Source organism: Streptomyces endophytica, from assembly GCF_026153355.1.
Lineage (GTDB): Bacteria > Actinomycetota > Actinomycetes > Streptomycetales > Streptomycetaceae > Streptomyces > Streptomyces endophytica.
On sequence record NZ_CP110636.1, the window covers coordinates 256,571 to 282,197 of the forward strand.

At 69.4% G+C, this 25,627-nt stretch carries 21 protein-coding genes and 4 pseudogenes; 11 read left to right on the top strand and 14 right to left on the bottom strand.

Annotation, left to right across the window (positions count from 1 at the left end; genetic code table 11):
* Window positions 1-98 precede the first annotated feature (98 nt).
* Both OJ254_RS01060 and OJ254_RS01065 read left to right on the top strand, forming a co-directional pair.
* Window positions 99-838, top strand: a pseudogene (locus tag OJ254_RS01060) (ABC transporter ATP-binding protein).
* A pseudogene (locus tag OJ254_RS01065) lies at window positions 820-1,991 on the top strand (hypothetical protein). The pseudogenes OJ254_RS01060 and OJ254_RS01065 overlap by 19 nt, the downstream one beginning before the upstream one ends.
* Window positions 1,992-2,369: 378 nt before the next feature.
* Here the strand turns inward: OJ254_RS01065 and OJ254_RS01070 are convergent.
* Window positions 2,370-2,804: a RidA family protein gene (locus tag OJ254_RS01070; RefSeq protein ID WP_265360882.1), complete on the bottom strand. Its 435-nt coding sequence runs from the start codon at window positions 2,802-2,804 to the stop codon at window positions 2,370-2,372.
* Window positions 2,805-2,915: 111 nt separating this feature from the next.
* Here OJ254_RS01070 and OJ254_RS01075 point away from each other — a divergent pair, with 111 nt between their 5' ends.
* From OJ254_RS01075 to OJ254_RS01095, 5 genes are all read left to right on the top strand, one after another.
* Window positions 2,916-3,323 (top strand): MarR family winged helix-turn-helix transcriptional regulator, encoded by a 408-nt coding sequence (locus OJ254_RS01075; protein ID WP_261957410.1) that lies wholly within the window; start codon window positions 2,916-2,918, stop codon window positions 3,321-3,323.
* 10 nt (window positions 3,324-3,333) lie between these two features.
* Window positions 3,334-4,479 (top strand): LOG family protein, encoded by a 1,146-nt coding sequence (locus OJ254_RS01080; protein ID WP_423835797.1) that lies wholly within the window; start codon window positions 3,334-3,336, stop codon window positions 4,477-4,479.
* A 165-nt stretch (window positions 4,480-4,644) separates the two neighbouring features.
* Window positions 4,645-5,709: a DMT family protein gene (locus OJ254_RS01085; protein WP_265360884.1), complete on the top strand. Its 1,065-nt coding sequence runs from the start codon at window positions 4,645-4,647 to the stop codon at window positions 5,707-5,709.
* A gap of 583 nt (window positions 5,710-6,292) precedes the next feature.
* The gene (locus OJ254_RS01090) at window positions 6,293-7,447 is read left to right on the top strand and encodes a sensor histidine kinase (RefSeq protein ID WP_265360885.1); all 1,155 of its coding nucleotides are present in this window, start codon (window positions 6,293-6,295) and stop codon (window positions 7,445-7,447) included.
* Complete coding sequence (locus OJ254_RS01095; protein WP_265360886.1) at window positions 7,441-8,127, top strand: response regulator; 687 nt, start codon at window positions 7,441-7,443, stop codon at window positions 8,125-8,127. The genes OJ254_RS01090 and OJ254_RS01095 overlap by 7 nt, the downstream gene beginning before the upstream one ends.
* Before the next feature lie 120 nt (window positions 8,128-8,247).
* Here OJ254_RS01095 and OJ254_RS01100 read toward each other — a convergent pair whose 3' ends face one another.
* The 4 genes and pseudogenes from OJ254_RS01100 to rlmN all read right to left on the bottom strand — a co-directional run bounded on the left by OJ254_RS01100 (window position 8,248) and on the right by rlmN (window position 13,480).
* On the bottom strand, window positions 8,248-9,336 hold the full coding sequence (locus tag OJ254_RS01100; RefSeq protein WP_265360887.1) for an ABC transporter ATP-binding protein: 1,089 nt from the start codon (window positions 9,334-9,336) through the stop codon (window positions 8,248-8,250).
* Entirely contained in the window at window positions 9,337-11,001 is a 1,665-nt protein-coding gene (locus OJ254_RS31320; RefSeq protein WP_265360888.1) for an ABC transporter permease, read from the bottom strand.
* Between the two features lie 41 nt (window positions 11,002-11,042).
* Window positions 11,043-12,117 (bottom strand): annotated as a pseudogene (locus OJ254_RS31325) (thiamine ABC transporter substrate-binding protein).
* 256 nt (window positions 12,118-12,373) lie between these two features.
* Window positions 12,374-13,480, bottom strand: a complete 1,107-nt coding sequence (gene rlmN / locus OJ254_RS01115; protein WP_030413730.1) for a dual-specificity RNA methyltransferase RlmN — start codon at window positions 13,478-13,480, stop codon at window positions 12,374-12,376.
* A gap of 392 nt (window positions 13,481-13,872) precedes the next feature.
* On the opposite strand from rlmN, the gene OJ254_RS31330 reads away from it, so the two are divergent.
* On the top strand, window positions 13,873-14,013 hold the full coding sequence (locus OJ254_RS31330; RefSeq protein ID WP_423835798.1) for a chaplin: 141 nt from the start codon (window positions 13,873-13,875) through the stop codon (window positions 14,011-14,013).
* Window positions 14,014-14,608: 595 nt separating this feature from the next.
* Here the strand turns inward: OJ254_RS31330 and OJ254_RS01125 are convergent.
* Together OJ254_RS01125 and OJ254_RS01130 are read right to left on the bottom strand one after the other, a co-directional pair.
* On the bottom strand, window positions 14,609-15,181 hold the full coding sequence (locus OJ254_RS01125) for an RICIN domain-containing protein (RefSeq protein ID WP_265360889.1): 573 nt from the start codon (window positions 15,179-15,181) through the stop codon (window positions 14,609-14,611).
* Window positions 15,182-15,841: 660 nt separating this feature from the next.
* The gene (locus OJ254_RS01130; protein ID WP_265360890.1) at window positions 15,842-16,465 is read right to left on the bottom strand and encodes a TetR/AcrR family transcriptional regulator; all 624 of its coding nucleotides are present in this window, start codon (window positions 16,463-16,465) and stop codon (window positions 15,842-15,844) included.
* A 79-nt stretch (window positions 16,466-16,544) separates the two neighbouring features.
* Between OJ254_RS01130 and OJ254_RS01135 the strand changes: the two genes are divergently transcribed.
* Complete coding sequence (locus OJ254_RS01135) at window positions 16,545-16,772, top strand: hypothetical protein (RefSeq protein ID WP_261955433.1); 228 nt, start codon at window positions 16,545-16,547, stop codon at window positions 16,770-16,772.
* Window positions 16,769-16,981 (top strand): hypothetical protein, encoded by a 213-nt coding sequence (locus OJ254_RS01140; RefSeq protein ID WP_265360891.1) that lies wholly within the window; start codon window positions 16,769-16,771, stop codon window positions 16,979-16,981. Before OJ254_RS01135 ends, OJ254_RS01140 begins: the two co-directional genes overlap by 4 nt.
* Window positions 16,982-17,147: 166 nt before the next feature.
* Here OJ254_RS01140 and OJ254_RS01145 read toward each other — a convergent pair.
* The 5 genes and pseudogenes from OJ254_RS01145 to rpsB form a co-directional block, all read right to left on the bottom strand.
* Window positions 17,148-18,310, bottom strand: a pseudogene (locus OJ254_RS01145) (phosphatidate cytidylyltransferase).
* Window positions 18,310-18,867 carry a ribosome recycling factor gene (gene frr / locus OJ254_RS01150; protein WP_030413725.1) on the bottom strand — a complete coding sequence of 186 codons (558 nt, stop codon included), beginning with the start codon at window positions 18,865-18,867 and terminating at the stop codon, window positions 18,310-18,312. The pseudogene OJ254_RS01145 and the gene frr overlap by 1 nt, the downstream one beginning before the upstream one ends.
* 175 nt (window positions 18,868-19,042) lie before the next feature.
* Complete coding sequence (gene pyrH / locus OJ254_RS01155) at window positions 19,043-19,813, bottom strand: UMP kinase (protein WP_265360892.1); 771 nt, start codon at window positions 19,811-19,813, stop codon at window positions 19,043-19,045.
* Window positions 19,814-19,976: 163 nt separating this feature from the next.
* Window positions 19,977-20,813 (bottom strand): translation elongation factor Ts, encoded by an 837-nt coding sequence (gene tsf / locus OJ254_RS01160; protein ID WP_265360893.1) that lies wholly within the window; start codon window positions 20,811-20,813, stop codon window positions 19,977-19,979.
* Between the two features lie 106 nt (window positions 20,814-20,919).
* Window positions 20,920-21,795 (bottom strand): 30S ribosomal protein S2, encoded by an 876-nt coding sequence (gene rpsB, locus OJ254_RS01165; RefSeq protein WP_265360894.1) that lies wholly within the window; start codon window positions 21,793-21,795, stop codon window positions 20,920-20,922.
* A gap of 949 nt (window positions 21,796-22,744) precedes the next feature.
* Here rpsB and OJ254_RS01170 point away from each other — a divergent pair.
* On the top strand, window positions 22,745-23,455 hold the full coding sequence (locus OJ254_RS01170) for a murein hydrolase activator EnvC family protein (RefSeq protein ID WP_265360895.1): 711 nt from the start codon (window positions 22,745-22,747) through the stop codon (window positions 23,453-23,455).
* Window positions 23,456-23,956: 501 nt separating this feature from the next.
* Here the strand turns inward: OJ254_RS01170 and OJ254_RS01175 are convergent.
* Window positions 23,957-24,496, bottom strand: coding sequence for a TetR/AcrR family transcriptional regulator (locus tag OJ254_RS01175; protein ID WP_265365005.1), 540 nt, complete (start codon window positions 24,494-24,496; stop codon window positions 23,957-23,959).
* A 184-nt stretch (window positions 24,497-24,680) separates the two neighbouring features.
* Entirely contained in the window at window positions 24,681-25,517 is an 837-nt protein-coding gene (gene whiG / locus OJ254_RS01180; RefSeq protein ID WP_265360896.1) for an RNA polymerase sigma factor WhiG, read from the bottom strand.
* Window positions 25,518-25,627: the final 110 nt, after the last annotated feature.

Genomic DNA, 25,627 nt, shown 5'->3' on the forward strand with positions numbered 1-25,627 from the left:
GGGGTCAGCAATCCTTACCGTGCTAGTGACCGATACCCTCCATGGTCGTTCACCCGCTCGGGGGAACGAATCGACGCGAACGAGCAAGAGGTGCGCAGATGGTGGCCCCGCCTGACAACGACGTTCTCTGGGCCCGCGGCCTGCACCACACGTACGGTGGGACCACCGCCCTCGCCGGAATCTCCCTCGGCGTCCGCGAAGGGGAGATCCTCGCCGTCAACGGCCCGCGCGGCAGCGGCAAGACCACCCTCCTGAAGTGCCTCTCCGGTCAACTCGTCCCGACCGAGGGCGAGGTCTGGTTCAACAGCGCCCCCGTGCACACCCTCTCCTCCCCCAGCCGCGAACGGCTGCGTCTCGACCGGTTCGGCTGGATCGACACCGAACCCCACCTCGTTCCCGAACTCACCGCCTGGGAGAACGCCGCCCTCCCCCTGCTGCTGCGCGGCACCGGCGCCCGCTCCGCGAAGCACACCGCGATCGAATGGCTCGACCGCCTCGACGTCGGCATGTGCGCCCGCCGCCGCCCCGCCCAGCTCGACCAGTCCCAGCGCCAGCGCGTCGCCATCGCCCGCGCCCTCGCCACCACCCCTCAGGTGCTGTTCGCCGACGAGCCGACCGCCCCCTGCACCACGCCGACGGCACCCAGGTCCTGCGCACCCTGACCACCGCGGCCCGCTCGCACCAGATCACCGTGGTCCTCACCACCCACGACCCGGACATCGGCACGCTCGCCGACCGGTCCGTCGCACTTCTCGACGGCCGCCAGTCGACCGCCGCCCCGTCCGGCGCCGGCTCCTCCGACGAGGAAAGCAGGGCAGCGTGCTCGCTCTCCGTCTAGCCCGCGGCTCTCACCCCCTCGTCCTGCTGCGCCGCCTCCTCGTGACCACCGCCGCGGCCGGCACCGGCTTCCTCATGCTGTCCACCCTCGGCCACGCCGCCGGCCACCCGGCCGCGGCCGAGGAATCCGTCGTACGGCTGCTGTGGTGCGCCGCCCCGCTCGCCGCCACCGCCCAGCTCGCGGTCTCCACGGCCCGCACCGATCCGGCCGCCCGTCTCCAGCGCGGCATGACCGCCGCCGGCCTGGGCCCCCTCCGTCTCACCCTCCTCGCCACCGCATCCACCGCGCTGACCTGCTTCCTCGGCGCCCTCCTCTCGCTGCTCGTCTTCCTGCGCCTCCGCGGTGACCTCGGCGGCGCGGACACCGCCCGCTCCCTCGGCATCGACGCCGACCTCCTGGGCGCCGGCCACCCCCTGCCGCTCGCGGGAGCGCTCCTCCTGCTGGCCCTCGTCCCGCTCACGGCGTCCGCCGCGACCGCCGTTTCCCTGCGCCCCCGCGTCGACGCCGGGTCACAGGACGCCGAGCCCCGCCCCCGGACCGCCCCGCCGTCCGGCCTCCCTTGGGGCATCGCACTGGCCGCTGCCGGCCTGGCGATCGAGGCCTACGCCAGCCCCGCCTCCAGGGCTCACGGCGGACTGCTCCCCCTGCCTGGCCGGCTGATCGGCAGCCCCCGGGCGTACTGGGCGGCTGGGCCCTGTCGGCCCTGGGCCTCGTCCTGGCCGGCCCCGGCCTGGTGCACTTGTGCGGCCGCCTCCTGTGCGCCGGCCGGCCCGGCGCCCTGCGCCTCCTCTCCGGGCGCGTCCTCCAGGAGGAGTCCCACCGCCTCGGCCGCCCGCTCGGTGTGATGTGCGCGGTCGCCTCCGCTGCCTACGTCGCCGCCAAGGTCTACGGCTCCATTCCCTCCCGTCCGTTCGGCCCCCTCACCGGCGTGGGCGCAACGGTCGTCCTCGCCTGCGTCATCGCCAGCGCCCTGACCGCCGCTCTGGAATCCCGATCCGCCCGAGCCCGGACCACGGCCGCCCTCCGCCGCTTGGGCGCCTCCGCCTCCGTCCTCCACCGCGCCGCCGCCCTCCGCACCCTGGTCCTCCTGATCGTCCTGGGCCCACTGACGTGGACCGTGGCCGAGATGGCGACGCTGCCGTTGATGCGTTGAGGCCTGCGTTGAGGCCTGCGTTGAGCCCTGCATTGGGCCCTGCGTTGAGCCCTGCATTGGGCCCTGCATTGGGCCCTGCATTGAGGCCGTTGATGCATGGAGCTGGCGGGTGGGCTCTGCAGTGAGTCGACAGGTGAGCTGCGGGTTGTGCTGTGGTTCAGCTGGGGCTGGGAGGTGGGGAGTTGGGCGGTGTGTGGCGTGGTGGGGTGTGGGGTGATGTGTGCGGTGAGGGGCCCAGCCTCTGGGCGGGGTCGCCGCATCTGGCCGTATGGCGGTCTCGCCTGAGCACGCCGCTCCGGTGAATACGCCGCTCCGACTCGAATCACGTTGCCCCGTGGTGGGGAGACAGCGGGCCGTTCCCACCTCAGCCACCCCCGGTCAGCGGCGGTCCAGCGCCGTGACCTCCACCTCTATTCGCCAGTCCGGTTGGGCCAGTGCGGACACTTCCAGCAGCGTGTCGGCGGGATAGGGCTCGGACAGGAACTCCTCGCGCAGCGCGATGACATGCTCGAGGTGAGCCGCCATGTCCGTCACGAAGATGCCGACCTTTACGACGTCGGCCAGCGAAGCACCCGCCGCGGCCAGGACTCGCTCGACGTTCGCGAACGCCTGCCGACCTTGTTCCAGGAAGTCGTCCGAGACGGTCCGCCCCTGCTCGTCGAACCCCGCTTGCCCCGAGACGTGGATCAATCCGCCCGCCCTGATGGCCTGCGAGATCTTGTACGGCTCGCACCAGTCCGGCACGGTGGCGATCCGCTCGATCTCGGTCGCACTCCGAGCCTCCGTAGCCACATTCCCCGTCATCATCGCCATCCTCCCCTAGTTCCATGTGTATACATCACTTGCATGCACATACATAAGTTTCAGGTGCATGTACGCTGCTGTCAAGAGCCCAGCGGGAAAAGGCAGAAGAGGCGGATGGCGATGGACGCGGAGCACTGGGACCGGCTCGGAACACTGCACACGCGCGTCGAACAGGAACTGGCAAGGGCCCTGCAGCAGCACCACAGCATCGGGCTGTCGGAGTACCGCGCACTGGCCCGGCTGGCCGAGGCGGACGACGGCGAGCTGCGGATGCAGGAACTCGCCGATCTCATCGGTCTCAACCAGAGCTCGGTGAGCCGGCTGGCCTCGCGTCTGGAGTCCTCCGGCTTCACCCGCCGGGATCTGTGCCCCGACGACCGGCGCGGCGTGTACAGCGTGATCACCGAGGAAGGCCGCAAGCTGCAGAAGAAGGCGCGGCCGACCTACGACGGCGCCCTGCGCGCCGCCCTGGACTCCGCGGCCGCCGACCGTAATCTCCGCCCCCTGGTGGAATCCCTGCGGCCCTAACATGGCGGGCGTGCACTGGAATTCAGAGTCCCCAGCGTCCGACCGTCACCCCGAGCACGACCGTGAGATCGAGTCACTGAAGGAGTTCGACCAGGTCGCCTCCACCGGCAGCCTCGCGGGCTACCGCATCCAGTCGATCGACCTGATGGACCGTACGTTCGCGCTCCTCAGCACGGACACCGCGGAATCGGTGTTTCTCGGCTGCGCCATGGAGCCGGACGCGGCGGCCAAGGTCCGTGCCGGTGGCGCCTTGGTCTTCCCGCCCATACCGGACCTGCCCTTCGATCCTTACCGGGGCAGTTTGTACGGGCCGGAGGCGCTCTTCGAAGGACTGGTCGACGCGGGCTACGACGCCACCCCGGACGCTCTCACCTATCACTGGTACCAGGACACCAAATCGGACGGCGACATCTTCGCCTCGATGCTCCGCAGCATCCACGACGACGCGGTCTCCGACGCCCTCGACGAACACCTCGCGGGCGCACAGGTGGTGGGCATCATGGGCGGACATGCGCTGGAGCGCGGGTCCGCAGCCTATGCAGGGGCGGCCCGGCTTGGTCGCCGACTCGCCCGCGACGGCCTGACCGTGGCGACGGGTGGCGGCCCGGGAGCCATGGAGGCCGCGAACCTCGGCGCGTATGCCGCGCCCTTCGAGGACGAGATGCTGGACTCCGCGCTGGAGATCCTTTCCAAGGCCCCGCACTTCGGCCCCTCGATCACCGACTGGGCACGTGCCGCCTTCGACGTACGCCGGAGCCGGCCGGGCGGCGGCTCCTCGGTCGGTATCCCGACCTGGTTCTACGGACACGAACCGCCCAATGCCTTTGCGTCCCACATCGCCAAATACTTCGTCAACGCGGTGCGCGAGGACGGCCTGCTGGCACGCTCGAACGCCGGCGTCGTGTTCCTGCCCGGCGCAGCCGGAACCGTCCAGGAAATCTTCGACAATGCGACCCCGAACTACTACCAGTCACGGGGCGAGCCGACCCCGATGGTGCTGGTGAACCGCGCGCACTGGACCGAGAAGCTGCCCACCTGGCCCCTGCTCCAGGCCCTCGCCGTGGACCGCCCCATGGCTACCCGGATCGCGCTGGTCGACTCGGTGGACGAGGTCCCGGACGCGCTCGTCCGCCTGAGGGGCGAGGCCACTTCCTGAGCCAGGGGGCCCTCTTCCACCCGGCCTTCTGAGAGACGAATGGGCGCGCTCCTGCCGACGACGAGTGATCCGTTTGCCCGCTGAGGCAACTCCCCTCCCGAAATGCACGTCTGCCAAGCCAGGTAATGAACAGGTAATGCAGACAGCGGGCGAACGGAGCTCTCGGTGATCATCGGCCTTCTGACGGCCGTGGCGGCCTCGGCCTGCTACGGCACGGGTTCGGTCCTACAGGCGGTCGGCTCCCGTAAATCCGCACGCCAGGAGGCGGCCAAGGCCTCCACCGCGGGCGTCACCCAGCACGGCGGCCCCAGCCTCTCCTCGACCGCCAAAGCTGCCGTGACCTGGGAATTCATGGTGGGAACCGTGCTGGACTTCATCGGTTTCGGGCTCGGCGCGCTGGCTGCCCGGCTGCTGCCGCTGTTCCTGTCCCAGACCGTGATCAGCGCGAACCTCGTGATCACCGCCGTTCTGAGCATCAAGCTCCTCGGCATCCGGCTCAGCAAGGCCGAGTGGGGTTCCATCGGTGTGGTCTGTTCCGCGCTGGTGTTGCTCGCCACGGCCGCAGGCCCGGAAGGCAGCGGCCATACTCCGATCGCCACCCACTGGTGGCTGCTCGCCGCCTCCGTCCTCCTCATGGGAGGCGGCACTCTGATCGTGCGCCTGATGGGCGGACGGGCCGCGATCCTCGCCGGTCTGCTCTCCGGCCTGGGCTTCGGTGCCCTCGGCGTCGGAGTACGGGTGCTGAACGGCGCGGACCCTTTCCATCTGCCGTCCATGCTCGCGGACCCCGCTCTGTACGCGATCCTCGTCGCGGGCCTCGGCGGCATGTATCTGCACACCGTCGCCCTGCAGATCGGTTCGGTGAACGGCGCCACGGCGGCGCTCGTGGTGGGCGAGACCGTGGTCCCCGGCATCCTCGGCGTCCTCTGGCTCGGTGATTCCTCCCGTCCGGGATTCGCCTGGGTCGCTGTCCTCGGTTTTGTAGTAGCCGTGGCCGGGGCGGTCGCCGTCGCCTGGTTCGGCGAGCCCGAGCCGGACGGTTCCGACGCTGCGATGGCGTCGGGCGCACGATCCGGCACAGGAGCGGAGAGGAAGATGGGGTCGCCGGGTGCGGGCTCGGCCGGGGCGGCGGACGGGGCTCTCCCTGGCGGTGCCGTGCCGTCTCCCGGCCACGAACAGGCACCGCGCGCGGCGAGGGACGAGCAGCCCAGCGCCGAGCTCAGCCAATAGCCCGTTCGCCCCGTGGCCAGTAAGCGCGCCCCATTGCCGTAGGAGCGGGCCCCAGTCCCGGCCCAGTCCCACTCCGACCTGCCCCAGGCACCCCCTTTCTCCCTGATCATTCGCACGACATCAGGGTTCGGTCGGCGTGCCGTTGAGGTAGTCCGAGACCGCACGCCGACTGCAGCCGTCGCCCACACGACCGGCCTCACTGTCCCGCATCGCCTCGGACCTGCAGCCGACCCCAACGACACCCGCTCGTGCCGCGCGTCCGCGACGCGTGCCGGGCGGAGGGCAGCGATCGCGCTGACGCTCCCTTCCCATGTCTCCGCGGGCGAGCCCGCGCGCCGTACATCATGCAGCCCGCGCCTGGTCGGCGTCGCAAGCCACAATGTCGACAACTGCCTTACATATAAGGGGTATTGGTAGCCCATCATCCCTCCGTCCTTGCGTGATTACGAGGCTACGGAGTGCGCGCTCGCGGAGCGTCAACCGAGCAACCGAACCTCGGCATCAACCCGTGGCATGACATGCAGTCGAGAGATCAACCCGTGCGGCGACGCTGCGGCACAGCGCGATTTTGAAAAATGTCGGCATGAGCAAATCTCTCCAGCAGCGGCTGCGCGCATGGATCGCGTCGCCCTCATACCCCGGGATCACCGGCGGAGCGCTGACCGCGTCCGCTGCCGCGGAACTGATGGTCGTGCCGCGGCACTCGCTGGTGATCGCGCTCGCCGTGCTGGCGTCCGCCGCGGCTCTGGCCTGGCGCCGTTCGTGCCCGGCCATCGCGGTGCTCGCGGTCGTAGCGGTCCTGGTCAGCTTCGCGGCCGGCAGCGACCTCTATATCGCGGCCGCCGTAAGCGGGTTGATCGGCTGCTACACCCTCGGGCGTCGCAGAGTCGCACACCCCGCGGCCGTTGTCGTCGCCGGATCGGTTCTCTCACTGATCGTGAACCAGTGGCACATCGCGACATGGGGATGGCCCGCCTACTCCCCCAGGCTGTACGCCGAGTGGTTCGTGCTGACCGTGGCGATCCTGGCGGCGGTATCCATGGGCGATGCGGTACGCGCGCGGGAGGAAACGCATCGGGAGCGCACCGCGGCACAGGCCCGGTTGATCGAGATGGAGCGGCGGCAGGCCGCCGAGACCGAGCGGGCGGCGATCGCTCGCGAACTCCACGATGTCATCTCGCACTCGGTCTCGATGATCGCGGTCCAGGCCGAGAGCGCCACCTACACCACACCAGGTCTCTCCCCGCAGGCCCGCGACGGTTTTCAGCAGATCGCCGCCTCCGCCCGCTCATCGATGGCGGAGCTGCGCCGACTGCTGGGCATCCTGCGGACCGGGCCCGATGACAAGGCCGGCACGGCTCCCCTGCCGACCCTCGACGCGCTGGACGACCTCATAACACAGCACCGCTCGGTGGGCGGTGAGGTCGAGCTGCGCATCAGCGGTGAACGCGTCGCGCTGCCCACCTCCTGGGAGCTGTCCGCATACCGCATCGTGCAGGAGGGGCTGACCAACGCGCGTCGGCATGCTCCCGGCGCTCATACGGTGGTGGAGATCGGCTACTGCTCCGACCGGCTGGCGGTGCGCATCGCGGACGACGGACCGGGTCCGGTGGGGTCGGCCCACACCGGCCACGGACTGGTCGGCATGCAGGAGCGGGCAGCGCTGCTCGGCGGGAAGCTCACCGCCGGGCCCGGACCCGACGGCGGCTTTCTCATAGAAGCGGAAATCCCTTGGTGATCAGAGCAATCGTCGCCGACGACCAGGCGGTCGTCCGCACCGCATTCGTCAATCTGCTGGACACTCAGGACGACATCGAGGTGGTCGGTGAGGCCGAGGACGGGGTCCAGGCGGTGCGTGTCGCCGCGGAGCAGCGGCCCGACCTGGCGCTACTGGACATCCGTATGCCGCACAAGAACGGGATCGAGGCCGCTCGAGAGATCACCCGGGCGTCCGGCGGCGCTACCAAAGCACTCATGCTGACGACGTTCGGCCTCGACGAGTACGTCTATGACGCGCTCGCCGCCGGGGCCAGTGGCTTCCTGTTGAAGGATGCGACGTTCCCCGAACTCCTGCATGCCGTAAGGGTGGTGGCGGAAGGGAATGCACTGCTGGCGCCGGAGCTGACAAAGCGGCTCATCGCGGCCTTCGTCAAGCAGCGGGCGGCGCCGGTTCCCGTGCGCACGGTCGAGGAGCTGACCGGCCGGGAGGTGGAGGTGCTCGTCCAGATCGCCCAGGGGCTTTCCAACGCGGAGATCGCCGAACGACTGACGATCACCGACCACACCGTCAAGACACATATCAACCGGCTGTTCACCAAGATGGGTCTACGTGACCGGGCTCAAGCGGTCATCCTCGCCTACGAGTTGGGCCTGGTGGTCCCACAGGGCCGCCGGCCGGACACCCTTCCCCTCGTATGACCAACAAACCACCCCTGAACGACAGACGACGACCAGCTCAAGGAGCAAGCCATGGCTATGACAGAGGCGCAAGCACCGGCACCGTTACTCCGCAGCAGCCAGCCACGCCGCACCCGCCAGTTATTCCGCCGGGTTCGAAGCGTCCTGTTCCGTAGCGTCCAGGACCACGACGTCCTGTGCGGTGAACGCGATTCCCACGCGCTCTCCCACCTCCGGCGCCTCGCGCAGGGCGCAGGCAGCCTCCAACTGCGGTCCGCCGGACGGCTGGAGCAGCAGGGCGACATGGGTACCGCGGAAGGTGCGGGCCGCGACCCTACAGGGCAGGCCCTCGGGCGCCGGCATCAGCCGCACACCGGCCGGACGTACGAGCAGCCGGCACGGCCCGTCCGGGGTCCCGTTCGGGATCGGCACCTTGCCCCACGCGGTGACCGCGGCCTCGCCCTGCACCGTTGCTTCGACCACGTTGTCGAAGCCGAGGAAGCGGGCGACGAATTCCGAGGCCGGGCGCTGCCAGACCTCCAGCGGAGTCCCGGTCTGGGCGATCCGCCCCTCCTGCATCACCACGACCCGGTCAGCGAGCGCGAAGGCCTCACCCTGGTCGTGGGTGACGGCCAGTACGGTCGTTCCCAACTCCTGGAAGAGGCGGCGCAGTTCGACGACCAGCCGTTCGCGCAGGCCGCGGTCGAGCTGTCCGAGGGGTTCGTCCAGCATCAGCAGGCGGGGGCGCGGGGCGAGCGCACGGGCCAGGGCGACCCGCTGCTGCTCACCGCCGGACAGGGACGCCACGGCGCGCCGCTGGGCGCCCGGGAGCCCGACGAGGTCGAGCAGTTCGGCGACCGTACGGTCCCGGTCGGTGCGCGCGGTGCGTCGCATCCGCAGCCCGAAGGCGACATTGCCTGCGACGTCCCGCTGCGGGAAGAGCTGGTGGTCCTGGAACATCAGGCCGACCCCGCGCCGGTGCGTGGGTACTCCCGTCTGGTCCCGCCCTTCCAGCAGCACCCGACCCGCATCGGCCTGCTGAAGACCGGCGACCACCCGCAGCAGGGTGGACTTGCCGCTGCCGCTCGGGCCCAGGACGCAGACGATCTTGTGCGCGGCGACATCCAGATCCACCGAGTCCAGGGCGGGGCGATCGGCGGAACCGAAGCGGATGGTCACGCCGTCCAGCCGCAACAGGGCCGGCGCAGTGGTCTCAGCCCGTGCCGTCATCTAGAACTCCCCGGGGTGGTTGATGCGGATGCGCTCCAGGACCAGCAGGGCGCCGGCGCAGACCACCATCAGGATGGTGGACAGGGCCATCGCCTGCCCGTAGTTGAGCTCTCCGGCCCGCCCCAGCAGCCGTGCCACGGCCACCGGAAGCGTCGGGTGGTCCGGCCGTGCGATGAACACCGTCGCGCCGAACTCGCCGAGCGACACGGCGAAGGCGAACCCCGCGGCGATCAGCATCGCCCGCCGCACCATCGGAAGATCGACCTCTCGCCATACCTGCCATGGCGAGGCACCAAGGACGGCGGCGGCCTCACGCAGTCGTCCGTCGACCGCCCTCAGGACGGGCAGCATCGTCCGGACCACGAACGGCACCCCCACCAGCGCCTGGGCGAGCGGGACCAGCCACCAGGAAGCACGCAGGTCCAGGGGTGGCTTGTCGAGGGTGATCAGAAAGCCGAAGCCGACGGTCACCGCGGAGACACCGAGGGGCAGCATCAGCAGGGCGTCGAAGCCCCGGACGAACCGGTTGACCGTGGGGGTCCTCCCGGACGGGCTCCTGCGGAGCCGAGGCAGTGTCAGGGCGGCGGCCGCCAGTCCGCCGATCACCAAGGCGATCAGCGTCGCCGCGGCGCCGTAGGCGAGGGAGTTCCACAAGGCATCGAGCGGGGCGACGACGAAGGTGCTGTTGGCGGACGCGGCGGAGCGCAGGGAGTCGTAGAAGATCGTTCCGTAGCCGTCAGGGCCGGCGAACGACCGCTCGACGAGCACGACCAGCGGGACGACGAGCAGCACGGTGATGATCAGGAGGTTGCCCCACAGCAGTGCCCATTGGCCACGGCCGCGCGGTCGACGGGCGGCCTGCGAGGCGTCCACGAGCCGGAGCGCGGATTCCCGCCGGCGCACCGTCCAGGCGTGCAGCGCGAGGACGCCCAGTACGGCCGCGAACTGGATCACGGTGAGGACCGCGGCTGTCGGCAGTTCCAGGAAGTCCGCGGTCTGCCGGTAGATCTCCACCTCCAGCGTCGAGAAGGTGGGGCCACCCAGGATCTGGACGACGCCGAAAGAGGTGAAGGTGAAGAGGAAGACCATCAGTGCGGCCGCCGCGACGGCCGGTCCCAGTGCGGGCAGCGTCACCCTGCGCCAGGCCGCGAACCGCCCGGCGCCCAGTACCCGCGCGGCCTCTTCCTGGCGCGGATCGAGTTGCCCCCACAGCCCGCCGACGGTCCGTACGACCACCGCGTAGTTGAAGAAGACGTGCGCGAGCAGGATCGCCCACACCGAGGTGTCCAGGCGCAGGCCCCAGAGTTCGTCCAGCAGCCCTCCACGGCCGACGAGGGCCAGGAAGGCGGAGCCGACGACGACGGTCGGCAGCACGAACGGCACCGCCACCACCGCACGCAACAGCTGTTTGCCGGGGAAGTCGAAACGCGCGAAGACGTAGGCGCCGGGCAGTGCGATCAGCAGCGTCAGGCCGGTGGAGGCCGCCGCCTGCCAGACGGTGAACCACAGCACGTGGACGATGTCCGGGTCGGTCAGTACGGCGCCGAGCCGGCCGAGCTGCCACTGTCCGCCGTCCTTCAGTCCCCGTCCGACGATCGCGGCCACCGGATAGGCGAAGAACAGCGCGAAGAAGGCGAGCGGCACCGCCATCAGGCCGAGCCGCACCGCCGTTCCCCGCGCGGGGCGCACGCGTCGCCGGGTCTGGGCTACTTCAGAACGAGCGAGGACCACTGCTTGATCCACTGTTCCCGGTTCTTGGTGATCGTCTCCGGCGGCAGCGTCGTCGGCTTGTCGATCTTGGTGCCGTACTTGGTGAACAGCGCGGGCACCTTGGCGTCCTCGCGCGCCGGATTGACGAACATCTCCAGCGGTTCGTCCTCCTGGAACTTCTTGCTCAGGAGGAAGTCCAGGAGCGCCTTGCCGCCTTCTCGTTCTTCGCGCCCTTGAGCAGACCGCCGAATTCGATCTGCCGGAAGCAGGTGCCGGTCGCCACCCCGGTCGGGGCCTCCTTGGGGCGGGCTTCTTACCGAGGACCTCGGCCGGCGGGCTGGATGCGTAGGAGACGACCAGCGGCTTGTCACCCTTGCCCGCGCCTGCGGCAGAGCCCGAGAAGCGGTCGTTGTACGCCTGCTCCCAGCCGTCGACGACCTCGACGCCGTTGGCCTTGAGCTTCTTCCAGTAGTTCTGCCAGCCGGCGTTCCCGTACTTGGCGATGGTGGCGAGCTGGAAGGCGAGCCCCGGAGAGGAGGTGGCGGAGTTCTCCGTGACGAGCAGGTTCTTGTACTGCGGCTTGGTCAGATCGTCGAGGGTGGTCGGCGGCGCGATCTTGTGCTTGGTGAAGTAGGCGCGGTCGTAGTTGACGCAGATGTCGCCGTAGTCGAGCGGGGTGACGCGGTGCCGGCCCTTGTCGAGCTGCAGGGCGGCCGGGACGTTGTCCAGGCCCTTGGCCTTGTAGGGGGTGAACAGCCCCTCGTTCAGTCCCCGCGAAAGGAGAGTGTTGTCGATACCGAAGAAGACGTCGCCCTGGGGGTTGTCCTTGGACAGGATCGCCTGGTTGACGGCCTTGCCGGCATCCCCGCCCTTGACGAAGTTGACCTTATAACCGCTCTCCTTCTCGAAGGCGGCCAGGACGGACTTGGAGACGGCGAACGAGTCATGGCTGACGAGCGTGACGGTCTTGGCGTCCGCGCTCCCGCCGCCCGAGCTGCCGCATGCGGCAAGCCCGGTCATGCCGACCGCGGCGGCGAGCGCTGTCGCGGTGATCCTGCTGGTGGTGCTCACTGATTTCCTCCTGGCTGGCCAGGAAGAGACGCGGCCCGCCCGGTGTCCTCGGCTCTCGACGTCGGGGACGTACGGAGGGGGACGCCGGGCAGGGCGCAACAGCATGAGTGACGACCGAACTTCCTACCCGGAATGACCCGGGCGAGGTTCAAGGGTCTGCGGGCACCGTAGGTCTACGACGCTTCCGCACTCTCAGCGCTGTGGCGCTCCCCTGTCGGAATGTGCATTTGTTCGATCACACAGTACCAGCGGGCGCTCAGCGTTCCGAGGCGGCGAGCTGCCCGCAGGCGCCGTCGATCTCCTGGCCGCGGGTGTCCCGGACGGTCACCGGAACCCCGTGCGCCTCGATGGCCTGGACGAACGCCCGCTCGTCCTCGGGGCGCGAGGCGGTCCACTTCGACCCGGGCGTCGGGTTGAGCGGAATGAGGTTCACATGGACCCGCTTGCCCTTCAGCAGCCGTCCAAGCAGGTCACCGCGCCATGCCTGGTCGTTGATGTCGCGGATCAGTGCGTACTCGATGGAGATCCGGCGGCCGGACTTCTCGGCGTACTCCCACGCCGCGTCCAGCACCTCGCGGACCTTCCAGCGCGTGTTGACGGGCACGAGCGTGTCGCGCAGTTCGTCGTCCGGGGCGTGCAGCGAGACGGCGAGCCGGCACTTGAAGCCCTCGTCGGCGAACCGCAGCATCGCCGGGACCAGGCCGACCGTGGAGACGGTGATGCCACGCTGGGACAGGCCCAGTCCATCGGGCTCCGGGTCGGTCAGCCGGCGGATGGCGCCGACCACCCGCTTGTAGTTGGCCAGGGGCTCGCCCATGCCCATGAAGACGATGTTGGACAGCCGCGCCGGACCACCCGGCACCTCACCGTCGCGCAGTGCCCGCATCCCGTCGACGATCTGGTGCACGATCTCCGCGGTCGAGAGATTACGGTCCAGGCCGGCCTGGCCGGTCGCGCAGAACGGGCAGTTCATCCCGCACCCGGCCTGCGAGGAGATGCACATCGTGACCCGGTCCGGGTAGCGCATCAGAACGGACTCGACGAGCGTCCCGTCGTGCAGTTTCCACAGCGTCTTACGGGTGGTGTCGTCGTCGCACGAGATGTGCCGTACGACCGTCATCAGGTCCGGCAACAGCTCGCTCGCCAGCTTCTCGCGGGCCGCCGCCGGGATGTCGGTCCACTGCGCCGGGTCGTGCGCATAGCGGGCGAAGTAGTGCTGCGACAGCTGCTTGGCGCGAAACGGCTTCTCACCGATCGCGGCCACCGCCTCGCGGCGCTCGACGGGGCTGAGGTCGGCAAGGTGCCGCGGGGGCTTCTTGGCCCCGCGCGGCGCGACGAAAGTGAGTTCTCCGGGTGCAGGCATGGTGGATCCAGTGTCGCAGATCATCCGACCCGGCCCAGGTGAGAGCGGTGAGGGAACGGTCACCCTGGGTGCCCTTTCTTCGTCGACCCGCCTTGCGCGGCCCGGTCGCGGCCAATGGGCCGCATGAACATTAAGCCACCCAGGGGGCATTGTGTGACATATCGGTCAGCCGCGCGTTGATCAGAACCCCGGCCGTGGCCCATGGGCGGGGAGCGTGATCTGAGGTCATACGTGAAAGGACTAGAGAGCATGTCGCATATTGCGAAGGCACTCGTGGCGACCGTCGCTGCCGGGGTGGCCGTCACAGGCATGGCCGGCGTGGCCTCGGCCGACGCCCATGCAAGCGGTGGCGCGGTTCGCTCCCGGGCGTCCTCTCCGGCAACAACATCCAGGTGCCGATCCACATCCCGATCAACGTCTGCGGAAACTCCCTCAACTTCATCACTCTTCTGAACCCGGCCTTCGGGAACACGTGCATCAATTCCGACGTCAAGGCCCACGGCTACTACCACGACGAGTTCCACAGGCGCTGAGAGCAGCCCCCGCGAGCGTCGTTGGGCGGGGGACGATCTCGTGCCTGCTGCCCGTGAGTGAACGAAAGAGACCGGGACCCACCCCTCGACGCGCCGCCCGCCGACAGCGGGCGGCGCGTACCTTTTGCGCTCGCAGTCGATCCCGGAGACTTTCCCGTTGGCCTGCGGCCGAGACCTGCTCGACGCAAGGGCCTGGCACCGCCCTAACGCCGTACCGCCCTACAGCCCTACCGCCCTACCGCTCAGAGGCCGACCGACGAGCAGCGTTCCCGCAATGGTGAGATGCGTGCTCTGTGGGTGCGGGCGTGATCTGCCCTGTGTCGCAGACCGCCCGGGAAGTCCATGCAGGAGGAGTGGCGGGCCTGCCACTCTCAGTCGTCATGTCGTCACGTCGTCACGTCGTCAGGGCGCCGGTGATCTGGTCTCGTGGTCGGTCATGGTCGTTGGTCGGTCATGGTCGCTGATCGGCCCGTGGTCGGTCCGGCATGCCCCGACGGCGGCCCACAGCCGGATGCTGAGCCCCACGATGGTGCGGCGGCAGCGGCCAGCCGTGTCCTTCTGGCTCGGCGCTTGGAGAGGCCGACGGCACCACGTTTCAGTCGATGTTCCCGCCGACCCTCCGCAGGATCCAGCGGCGCGACGGGTGGGTGTCGCAGGTGAACTGGACGAGCGCGACGTTGTTGTCGGTGGAGACACCGCCCGCGACCGTCATGCACTTGCCGGTCTGCGCATTGACGAGCTGGAACGAATTGCCGCTCTGGTTGGTGATGATCCAGCGCCGCGACGGGTGCGTATCGCAATTGAACTGGACGAGCTCGACGTTGTTGTCGGTGGAGACACCGCCGGCCACAGTGGCGCACTTGCGGGTCTGTTCGTTGACGACCTGGTTGGACCGGCCGTTGCTGTTGGTAACGATCCAGCGACGCGAGGGGTGTGAATCGCAATTGAACTGGACGAGCCGCACGTTGTTGTCGGTGGAGACACCGCCCGCGACCGTCGCGCACTTGCCGGTCTGCGCGTTGATGAGTTGGAAGGTTCCCGATATCTGTGCCGGGGCACTGTCTGTGGCCGGCTGCGCGACTGCGCCATCAGGAAAGAGCATGACGCACCCGGCTACAAGAACTGTCGATGCCGTCAAAAGACGGCATCGACGGTGGTTTTTGCGCATGGGAGTGCTCCTCTCGACACTTCTACGAGGAGGGAGTGAGAAGGAAATACGTGGTCGCCCGCTGGTCCTGTTCCAGGACTCCAGCGAAACGAACTCCGGCGCCGTGTCAACGGCTGGCGGTCGACGCCTGACAGTGGGCCACCGATACGGGCACGGCAGCCGCTCCCACCATCGAAGCACGACTGGTACGGATCGGCAGCCGGTAAGGGGTGGGCGCAGATCGCGCCAAAGCGCTGTGCTCCCCCGCCGTTCGGCAGCTCCGTCACGACTTTGAGCTCAGCCGGACGGCTCGCCGGCTGAGCTGCGGCGTGCCATCACTCCCACTCCGGCCCCGGCGGACGCGTGCCGCAGCATTCAGGAGTGAGTGCGCCGCACGTTCCGCTTCTTCGGTGTCAGGACAATTTCGGGCCAGTTCCAGATCCAAGTCCACATCACGGCCATCCCGCCTCCCTTGAACGGGATAGCCCCATTCTGCAATTCGACCCCGTCGACAGGTAACTCTCAGCCAACGGGGCCGACTTACCGCCCGGCTTTCGGCACGAGGCCCCGCCTTCGCGCACGGGCGGCCCCGACCGGAACGATGCCGAGACCGCACGCACGGGCGGCCTCGACCGGAACGATGCCGAGACCCGAACGATCGACTCCGGGACCGCCCGCCCCTTATCCCTCCCCCGCCAAGTCCCCCAGGTGGGCCGCCAGTACGGCGCTGCACCTCTGCGGGCTCAGGACGTCGGGGTTGCGGACGGCGCCGAGGCCCAGGCCGTCGAGGAGGGCGGTCAGGCGCTCGGTCTCGATGTCCAGGTCGCGGCCCGGGCGCAGGGTGCCGGACTCGTCGAGGCGGGTCAGCACGCGGCGGACCAGTCGTCGGGCGCCGGCGGCGGCCTGGTCGGAGAGGTCCTTGAAAGCCGGGTTGGTGCGGGCCGCCGCGTTGAAGTCGAGGAAGACGGTGACCTCCGCGCGGCGGCGTTCGTCGAGCGGAAGGAGTTCGGCCAGCAGCCCGGCCGCGAGGCGGAGGCGTTCCGCGGGGGGATGCCGGCTCAAGTCTCCGATGTCCTCGACGTGGCGGAGCAACCGGTCGGTGAGACCGTCGAGCATCGACTGCATGGCGAAGTCCATCAGCTCCTGCTGGCTGGCGAAGTAGTGGCGCAGCGAGCCGATGTTGAGTCCGGCCTCGTCGGCGACGGCACGCAGCGAGGTGCGCTGCAGACCGTCCCGTACGACGACTCGGAACAGGGCGTCGACGACCTCGCGGCGGCGGGCGTCCGGATCCACGACCTTGGGCATGACCTCTTTGTATCACGTTGTATCACGGCCGTGATAAATTGTTTTGTGTCACAGTCGTGATAGAAAACGGGAGGCTCCGGTGGAGACGTATCTCAACCTCATGCTCATCCGGTTCGGCGTGATCGCGGGCGGCATCGTGGTGCTTGCCCTGGTGGTCTTCGGCATCGCCGTGTTCCTCAAGCGCAGGGGCCGGCTCGACGAGGCGCGCCGTTATGCCGATCCCGCCGTACGGGCCGCACTCCGCATGGCCGCCCGGCGGCTGGAGGACGGGGCCGGCCGGGACCGGCGGCGGGACGGCCGACGGTGACCGGGCTCGCCCTGGAGGCGCCTGACCTCCCCCTGGAGGCGTCCGATCGTTACCTGGCGGCGTCCGCTCTCGCCCACCATCTGCTGATGGATTTCGCCATCAAGATCCTCATCGTCGTCGTGGCCCTGGTGGTGCTCGGGCTGGGGATGACAGTGATCTGGAGGCGAGTCGGCCGACCGCCGAAACGGCAGCGGAAGATCGACGAGTGAGGCGGCCGGGAAGGGCGGCCGGCGGAACCCACCTCACGGCCGATCCCACCCGCGCACCCCCACGCAAAAGCCCCCTGCCAGCGCAATCCGCTGGCAGGGGGCTCAGGCTTCTCCCGCTGCTCCGGCTTGTTCTCGTCGGCTCAGGGGCCGGGTGGCGCCGTCGGGCTCAACCCGCTCCGACGAAGACCACGAAGAGCAGCCAGACGAGGGGCGCCGTCGGCAGGAGGGAGTCCAGGCGGTCCATGATGCCGCCGTGACCGGGGAGCAAGGTGCCCATGTCCTTGATGCCCAGGTCCCGCTTGATCATGGATTCGCCGAGGTCGCCGAGGGTGGCGCTGGCCGCGACCGCGAGGCCGAGCAGCAGGCCCTGCCACCACGCGCCGTGCTTGATCAGGAATTCCATGCACAGCGCGCCGGCCACCATCGCGAAGAGCAGCGCGCCGACGAGTCCCTCGCGGGTCTTGCCCGGGCTGATGCGCGGGGCGAGCTTGTGCTTGCCGAACCGCCAGCCGACCGCGTACGCGCCGGTGTCGCTGACGACGGTGAGCAGCAGGAACGTCAGCACGCGTTGCGGCCCGTCGTCGGCCGCGAGCATCAGCGCCACGAACGTCGCGAGGAACGGCACGTAGAACGCCGCGAAGACACCGGCGGTGACGTCCCGCAGATAGTTCTCGGGGGCCTCGGTCATCCGCCACACGAGGACGGCGAGCGCGGTGAGCGCCATCGCCACCCAGGCACCCTCGGCTCCGCGCACGTACCCGGCGACGACCATGGCGGTGCCGCCGACGGCGAGCGGCACCAGCGGCACCCTGACGTCCTTGCGTTCCGCCAGCCGCGAGGTCAGCTCCCACAGTCCGACGACGACGGCGATCGCGATCACGCCGACGAAGACCGGCTTGTAGACGAAGAGCGAGGCGAGGATGACCGCGCCGAGACCGACACCGACCCCTATCGCGGCGCGCAGATTGCGCCCCGCGCTCTTCTTCTTGGGCTTCTCTGAGTCCGGCGAACGGTCGGACCCGGGGACGGAGGTGGGCATGGGCTCCTGCGGCTGGTCGTCGCGGAACAGGGGGCCGCTCCGTGGAGCAGCCCCCCGGTCGTCCGGGTGATCCCGGTTATCCCGGATGTGCCGATGTTCCCGGTCGTCGTCCTGGTGTCCGCCTGGCTCGGGCACGATGGGCATGGGCCGAGTCTGCGCCGCTTCGCCCCAGTCGTGCACGGGACCCGCCGAGGCGGACGGCGCCACCCCGCGAAGCGAGGGGGCCGGTCCGTATTCGGGCGGTCCCCATTGACCGGCGCCGGGCGGGGCCCCCAGGATGACTCGTTCATCAGACCTCGAGGAGCTCGGATTCCTTGTGCTTGAGCAGCTCGTCCACCTGCGCGACGTACTTCGCGGTGGTGTCGTCGAGCTCCTTCTCGGCGCGGCGCACCTCGTCCTCGCCGCTCTCCTTGTCCTTGACCAGCTTGTCCAGGGACTCCTTGGCCTTGCGGCGGACGCTGCGGATCGAGATCTTCGCGTCCTCGCCCTTGTTCTTGGCGACCTTGATGAACTCCTTGCGGCGTTCCTCGGTCAGCTCGGGGAAGGTCACCCGGATGATGTTGCCGTCGTTGCTCGGGTTGACGCCGAGGTCGGAGTCGCGGATCGCCTGCTCGATGTTGCGCAGGGCGCTCTTGTCGAACGGGGTCACGACGGCCATCCGCGGCTCGGGAACCGAGAACGACGCCAGCTGGTTGATCGGCGTCATGGCGCCGTAGTAGTCCGCCACGATCTTGTTGAACATCGCCGGGTGCGCACGCCCGGTGCGGATCGCGGCGAAGTCCTCCTTGGCGACCACGACGGCCTTCTCCATCTTCTCCTCGGCTTCGAGGAGGATCTCTTCGATCACCACTTGCTCCTGGTCTTTTCGGTAAGAAGCAGAGCCTCGCCCCTGCCGCGCGTCTACTCCTGCACGGTGTCCGACCGGCAGGCGGTTGTCCATCCCCGTACCGAGGTCTTACCCCGGCCGGTGGTTGCCGCCCGTACGGACCGATGCCCGTACGGAAGGGCGGCAGTTGGGGCCGTCAGGCCCGGGTGTCCTGATCGCTGACGAGCGTGCCGATCTTCTCACCCTTCACCGCACGCGCGATGTTGCCCTCGGCGAGCAGTTCGAACACGAGGATCGGGAGCTTGTTGTCCCGGCACAGCGTGATGGCGGTGGCGTCCGCGACCTTCAGGTCACGGGTGATGACCTCACCGTATTCGAGGGCGTCGAACTTGACCGCGTCCGGGTTGATCTTGGGGTCGGAGTCGTAGACCCCGTCCACGCCGTTCTTGCCCATCAGCATGGCCTCGGCGTCGATCTCCAGGGCGCGCTGGGCAGCGGTGGTGTCGGTGGAGAAGTACGGCATGCCCATGCCGGCGCCGAAGATGACGACCCGGCCCTTCTCCAGGTGGCGCACCGCGCGCAGCGGAATGTAGGGCTCGGCGACCTGGCCCATGGTGATCGCGGTCTGGACGCGGGAGTCGATGCCCTCCTTCTCCAGGAAGTCCTGGAGGGCCAGGCAGTTCATCACCGTGCCGAGCATGCCCATGTAGTCGGACCGGGCCCGGTCCATGCCGCGCTGCTGGAGTTCGGCACCGCGGAAGAAGTTGCCGCCGCCGATCACGATGGCGATCTCGTACCCGTCGCGCACCACGGCGGCGATCTCGCGGGCCATCGCGTGCACGACGTCGGGGTCGACGCCCAGTCCGCCGCCGCCGGCGAACGCCTCGCCGGACAGCTTCAGCAGGAAGCGCCGCCTGCCGTCCTTGGCGGCATGGTCTGTGTGCGCGCTGTCGGCACCGTGATTCATTGAGCTCTCCTCGTGCACATACGAAGAAGGCCATTGCCGTGGGTCTGGTCCAGATCCCTGTGCGGCAATGGCCTCCTCGTCACATCTGCGGCCGGCCGGTGAGCGGCCGACTGCGTACGACCCTAGCGGGGTCGTAGGTCATTCGCTGCCTTGCGGCAGGCTCTCAGATGCCGACCTTGATGCGCGAGAAGCGCTTCAGGGTGACACCGGCCTCCTGGAGGACCTTCTCGACGGACTTCTTGTTGTCGAGCGCGTACGGCTGGCCGAGCAGCGTCGCGTCCTTGAAGAAGCCGTTGAGGCGACCCTCGACGATCTTCGGAAGGGCGGCCTCGGGCTTGCCCTCCTGGCGGGTGGTCTCCTCGGCGACGCGGCGCTCGGCCTCGACGACCTCGGCCGGGACGTCCTCGCGGGCGAGGTACTTCGGCGCGAAGGCGGCGATGTGCTGGGCGACGCCCTTGGCGACCTCGGCGTTCTCCTTGTCGAGCTCGACGAGGACACCGATCTGCGGCGGCAGGTCCGGCATGGTGCGGTGCATGTACGCGGTCACGTAGCCGCCGGAGAACTGCGCGAAGCGGTCCAGGACGATCTTCTCGCCCAGGTTGGCGTTGGCCTCGTCGACGAACGCCTGGACGGTCTTGCCGGCCTCGATCTCGGAGGCGAGCAGGGCCTCGACGTCGGCCGGGGCGGTCTTCGCGACGTGCTCGGCGATCGCCTTGGCGACGGCCTGGAACTTCTCGCCCTTGGCGACGAAGTCCGTCTCGCACTTGAGCTCGACGATGACGCCGGAGGTGTTGTCGTCCGCGATCAGAGAGACCACCGCGCCGTTCTCGGCGGAGCGGCCCTCGCGCTTGGCGACACCCTTCTGGCCCTTGATGCGCAGCGCCTCGACGGCCTTGTCGACGATGCCCTCGGCCTCGTCCAGGGCCTTCTTGCAGTCCATCATGCCGGCGCCGGTGAGCTCGCGGAGCTTCTTGACGTCGGCGGCGGTGTAGTTCGCCATGGTCTGTGAATCTCTTCTCGAAATCTCGAAGTCGAAAGATCTACGGGTGGACGGCGGGGGCGGCGCTCGTGGCGCACTCCCCCGCCGTCGTCAACCGGTCCTGAGGTCAGGCCTGCTCGGCGTCCGCAGCCGGCTTCTCGGCCTCGGCGACCGGGGCGTCGGCGACCGGGGCCTCGGCGGGCTTCTCCGCCTCGTCGGCCTTCTTCTCGCCCTCAAGCAGGTCGCGCTCCCACTCGGCCAGCGGCTCGGCGGCAGCCTTGTCGCCGGGCTTCTGGTCGCCGGTGGCGGCGCCGGAGCGGGCGATGAGGCCCTCGGCGACGGCGTCGGCGATCACGCGGGTGAGCAGGGTGACGGAGCGGATCGCGTCGTCGTTGCCCGGGATCTTGTAGTCGACCTCGTCCGGGTCGCAGTTGGTGTCGAGGATCGCGACGACCGGGATGTTGAGCTTGCGCGCCTCGCCGACGGCGATGTGCTCCTTCTTGGTGTCCACGATCCAGACGGCGCTGGGCACCTTCTGCATCTCGCGGATACCGCCCAGGGTCTTCTCCAGCTTGGCCTTCTCACGCGAGAGGACCAGGAGCTCCTTCTTGGTGAGGCCGGACGCGGCCACATCCTCGAAGTCGATCTGCTCGAGCTCCTTGAGGCGCTGCAGGCGCTTGTAGACGGTCGAGAAGTTGGTCAGCATGCCGCCGAGCCAGCGCTGGTTCACGTAGGGCATGCCCACGCGGGTCGCCTGCTCGGCAATGGCCTCCTGGGCCTGCTTCTTCGTACCGACGAACATGACGGAGCCGCCGTGTGCGACGGTCTCCTTGACGAACTCGTAGGCGCGGTCGATGTACGACAGCGACTGGAGCAGGTCGATGATGTAGATGCCGTTGCGCTCGGTGAAGATGAAGCGCTTCATCTTCGGGTTCCAGCGGCGGGTCTGGTGCCCGAAGTGGACGCCGCTCTCCAGCAGCTCCCGCATCGTGACGACGGCCATGGCCGTACTCCTTGTTGTTCTCGGTTCCACTGCGGCCGGTCGGCCGCGGTGCCTGACGCCCCGACGCGCCTGCCGGGGAAGACACCTTGCGGAGCCGTCCGAGGACCGAGGAGCGCGGCCGACGTGCTGCCCGAACGGGACTGGTGCACTGACGGCGGGGCGTGCGAAGTCGACCCGGTGACCCGGATCGCCACCAGAAGTGTACGGGACGGCTGATGCACCGGGCGACACGCATCATTTCGAGCCCTGACCGGGTGAGACCGACACCCGTCCGGGTGAGGCAGTTGTCCACAACCGGCCCGTTATCCACAGTTCCGGACCAAGATCCCCACGCCGGGCCGGACTGCGTCACCTTCGATCCATGCGACAGCAACGACAGCAAGAGCAGCAAGAACAGCAAGAGTGGGGGCTGAGGCTGGGGCTAAGGCCTCCGGCGTGGCAACTGCACGTTCGACGGCGTGAGGGACGGCAAGATCGACCGCGCGCCGGGCGACTCACCACCGCGGCGTCGCTGACCGGCCACCGGCTCTTACGCCTGCCCCCGTCCCTGTGCTCGTCTCCGTGCTCGCCTCCGCTCGGCGACCCGGCTGCCCACGGGCCGAGCTGCTTCTTTCCGGCCCGCGTGACCAGAGCCCTGCTGGCCCCGGCGCTGGCTCTGGGACTGGCCTTGACCACCTCACCGCTCGCGCACGCGGCGGCCGAGGAGCTGAGGCCCGGGGTGGCGGAGGTGCGTGAGGTGCGTGAGGTGCCGGTAGTGGGCCAGGTGGCGAGGGCTTCTCCGGGTGAGGGGCGGCAGTCACGGTCCGCAGACCTGGAGCGAGGTGGCACCGGGGACGCGACCGAGGCCGGGGCCGGTGGTGCCGGGGCCGGTGGCGCCGAGGCCGGTGGCGCCGGGGTTGGGGGTGCCGGGGTTGGGGGTGCCGGGGTTGGGGGTGCTGAGTCCGGTGGCATGCCGCCCGCTGCAGGTGAACGGGCCTGGCCGGTGACGGGGGCGGAAGGGATACGCCCCACGGTGTTACGCGGCTGGGAGCCACCGCCGGCACCCTGGGCGGCCGGACACCGTGGTGTGGACCTGGCCTCCTCCGCCGGCGCGACGGTACGGGCCGCCGCGCCGGGCCGAGTGGCGTACGCCGGGACCGTGGCCGGCCGCGGGGTGCTGACCATCGAAGTGTCCCGCTCCGGCCGCCCTCCCTTACGCACGACGTACGAACCCGTGCGCGCCACTGTCCGGAAGGGCCAGCGGGTCACGGCGGGCCAGCCGGTTGCCGTACTCCAGCGAGGGCCTTTCCACTGCCGAGCGCCCTGCCTCCACTGGGGGCTGCGCCGCGGCAAGACCTACCTGGATCCGCTGTCCCTATTGCCGCCGAGCATGCGCAATGGAGGCCCCTCACGCCTGCTGCCGGTGTTCGGTGTGCCGGTGCCGCCGGGCATCAGTGCGGAGCCTGGGGAGCAGCGCCCGCACCAGCCGGTGAAGGCAGCGAGCCCGATGGGTGCGACACCCGTGGCTCGGGAGACGGGGGCGGCACCGACGGGAGCTGCCGTGATGGGTGCGGTCGGGCTGGCAGTGGCGGCGTTGTGGGCGCTGGGTCGACTTCGTGCTGATCGCTCGGGGAGAGGTCGGCCGATGCGAGGGGGTGGGCGCGGGGAGCAGCAGGGGTGAGGCGCGTGCCGGGCGGTTGCCTGGTTCACCCGGTGCACCTTGAAAGCGTGACTTCTTGAGTGCCTGACACATGGAGTCCCACCGGGTCCCTCAGGCCGCCGTGCCGGTCAGCCCAGGCGGCGGGGTGCCGGGTTCGGGGTTCCGGGTGTGGGGTTCCGGGTGCGGCGTGCGGGGTGCGGGCGACGAGTGGGGGCAGGTGAGGCGCTGGGATGTGGGGGTGAGGGCTGGGATGCGGGGTGGGGTGGGGAGGGAGGAGGGGCGGGCGGGGCGGGGGGAGGGCCCCCGGGGGAAGAGAGGGAAGAGAGCTGGTCAGGAGCTGCGGCCGGTCCCGCCAGGGCTCACGGTCAAGGCCCCCCACCCAGCAAAGTCACCAAGTCGACAAGCTCCCTGGCCAGCAAACTCCCAGGTTGGCAAAGTCCCAAGACCCGCAAGGTCCCCAAGCGAGGTAAGCCGCGCAAGCAAGTCCTGCCGGGTGCTCGCCGTAGATGCCCGCGAAGGGCCCTAGCCGTGGATGCCGCGAAGGGCCATGGCCACGGCTGCCTCTGTGATGTCGGTCGGGTCCTCTGCGGCGCCCAGTTCGATGCGGCGTACGGCGGCGTCGACGACGCCCTGGAGGAGCATCGCGGCGAGTCGGGGCTGTTCGTGGCCGAGGGCGGCGAGGGCTTCGACGATCATGGCGATGAGGCCGCCGTGTGCCGCGCGGATCTTCTCGCGCGCGCCGGCGTCCAGCTCGCCGGCGGAGATGGCGACGACCGCACGGTGGCGCCGGTCGCCGACCAGGGCGAGCTGTCGCCGGACGTACGCCTCGATCTTCTGCTCGGGGGTGGCGGCGCGCTCCATCGCCGCCTCCACCTCGGCGGCCCATACAGGAAAGTCGACCGCGCACAGCTCCTCGACGACGGCTGCGCGCGAGCGGAAGTACTCGTACACGGAGGACCGCGCGAGTCCGGTGCGCTCAGCGAGGGCGGGGAAGGTCAGCGCTTCGGTTCCGCCTTCCGACAGCAAGGTGCGAGCGGCGTCCAACAGGGCGCCGCGCTGCATCGTCCGGTGCTCGGCCACGGAGGCCGCTCGAATCCTGGGCACGTCACCACTCTACGGATGGCGTGCCCGGCGTGGCACTCCGCATGGCGACACGGCGTCCCGGAACGGGCGAGCGATCGGGTGCCGTGGCGACTCGGCGGGCGCCTCGGCCCGCGACTCGGCAACGGGCCCCACGCAGGAGGACTCAGCGGCCGACGTCGGCGAGCTTGGCTCTGAGCTGCAGTACGGACTTGGTGTGGATCTGGCTGACCCTGCTCTCCGTGACCCCGAGGACGTTGCCGATCTCGGCGAGGGTGAGGCCCTCGTAGTAGTAGAGGGTGACCACGGTCTTCTCGCGTTCGGGCAAGGTGTTGATGGCGCGGGCGAGCAGTCGCCGGAGTTCGCGGTCCTCGGCGATCTCGACGGGGTTCTCGGCGGCGGTGTCCTCGAGGGTGTCCATCAGGCTGAGCCGTTCGCCGCCCTCGCCACCGACGTGCAGCAGCTCTTCGAGGGCCACCACGTTCGCCAGGGACAGCTGGCTGAACACGCCGTGCAGCTCCTCCAGGGCGATACCCATCTCCTCGGCGACCTCGGCCTCGGTCGGGGTACGGCGCAGTTGCGCTTCGAGAGTGGCGTAGGCGCGCTCGACGGCGCGGGCCTTCTGGCGTACGGAGCGGGGGATCCAGTCCAGGGCGCGCAATTCGTCGATCATGGCGCCCCGGATGCGCGTGATGGCGTAGGTCTCGAACTTGATGGAGCGTTCGGGGTCGAACTTCTCGATGGCGTCGATCAGTCCGAACACTCCGGAGGAGACGAAGTCGGCCTGTTCGACGTTGGGTGGCAGGCCGACGCTGACGCGGCCGGCGACGTACTTGACGAGCGGTGAGTAGTGCAGGATCAGCTGTTCCCGCAACCGTGCGTCGCCGGATGTCTTGTAGGAGCGCCACAGCTCGTCGAGTGAGGTGGGCGGGGCGGGGCGCACGCTGCCGCGTGCGGCAGGTGGTACTGCCGCACGGTCAGACCCGGAGGTGTGCTGGGGCATTCGTCGCCTTGAGCCGTTCTGCCGAGACGCGGGTGGATGGATGTGTGAGGGATGAATTGGGTGTGAGCGTAGCGTGACCGGAGCGTTGCGGTCCGCGAGGAGGGCGAGTT

Coding starts and splice junctions, on each gene's coding strand:
- tsf (WP_265360893.1), bottom strand. CDS start 20,813: ATGGCGAACTACACCGCCGCCGACGTCAAGAAGCTCCGCGAGCTCACC.
- OJ254_RS01100 (WP_265360887.1), bottom strand. CDS start 9,336: ATGACGGCACGGGCTGAGACCACTGCGCCGGCCCTGTTGCGGCTGGAC.
- OJ254_RS01175 (WP_265365005.1), bottom strand. CDS start 24,496: ATGCAGCGCGGCGCCCTGTTGGACGCCGCTCGCACCTTGCTGTCGGAA.
- OJ254_RS01125 (WP_265360889.1), bottom strand. CDS start 15,181: ATGCGCAAAAACCACCGTCGATGCCGTCTTTTGACGGCATCGACAGTT.
- OJ254_RS01090 (WP_265360885.1), top strand. CDS start 6,293: ATGAGCAAATCTCTCCAGCAGCGGCTGCGCGCATGGATCGCGTCGCCC.
- rpsB (WP_265360894.1), bottom strand. CDS start 21,795: ATGGCCGTCGTCACGATGCGGGAGCTGCTGGAGAGCGGCGTCCACTTC.
- pyrH (WP_265360892.1), bottom strand. CDS start 19,813: ATGAATCACGGTGCCGACAGCGCGCACACAGACCATGCCGCCAAGGAC.
- whiG (WP_265360896.1), bottom strand. CDS start 25,517: ATGCCCCAGCACACCTCCGGGTCTGACCGTGCGGCAGTACCACCTGCC.
- OJ254_RS01170 (WP_265360895.1), top strand. CDS start 22,745: ATGCCGCCCGCTGCAGGTGAACGGGCCTGGCCGGTGACGGGGGCGGAA.
- OJ254_RS01130 (WP_265360890.1), bottom strand. CDS start 16,465: ATGCCCAAGGTCGTGGATCCGGACGCCCGCCGCCGCGAGGTCGTCGAC.
- OJ254_RS01075 (WP_261957410.1), top strand. CDS start 2,916: ATGGACGCGGAGCACTGGGACCGGCTCGGAACACTGCACACGCGCGTC.
- rlmN (WP_030413730.1), bottom strand. CDS start 13,480: ATGCCTGCACCCGGAGAACTCACTTTCGTCGCGCCGCGCGGGGCCAAG.
- OJ254_RS01070 (WP_265360882.1), bottom strand. CDS start 2,804: ATGGCGATGATGACGGGGAATGTGGCTACGGAGGCTCGGAGTGCGACC.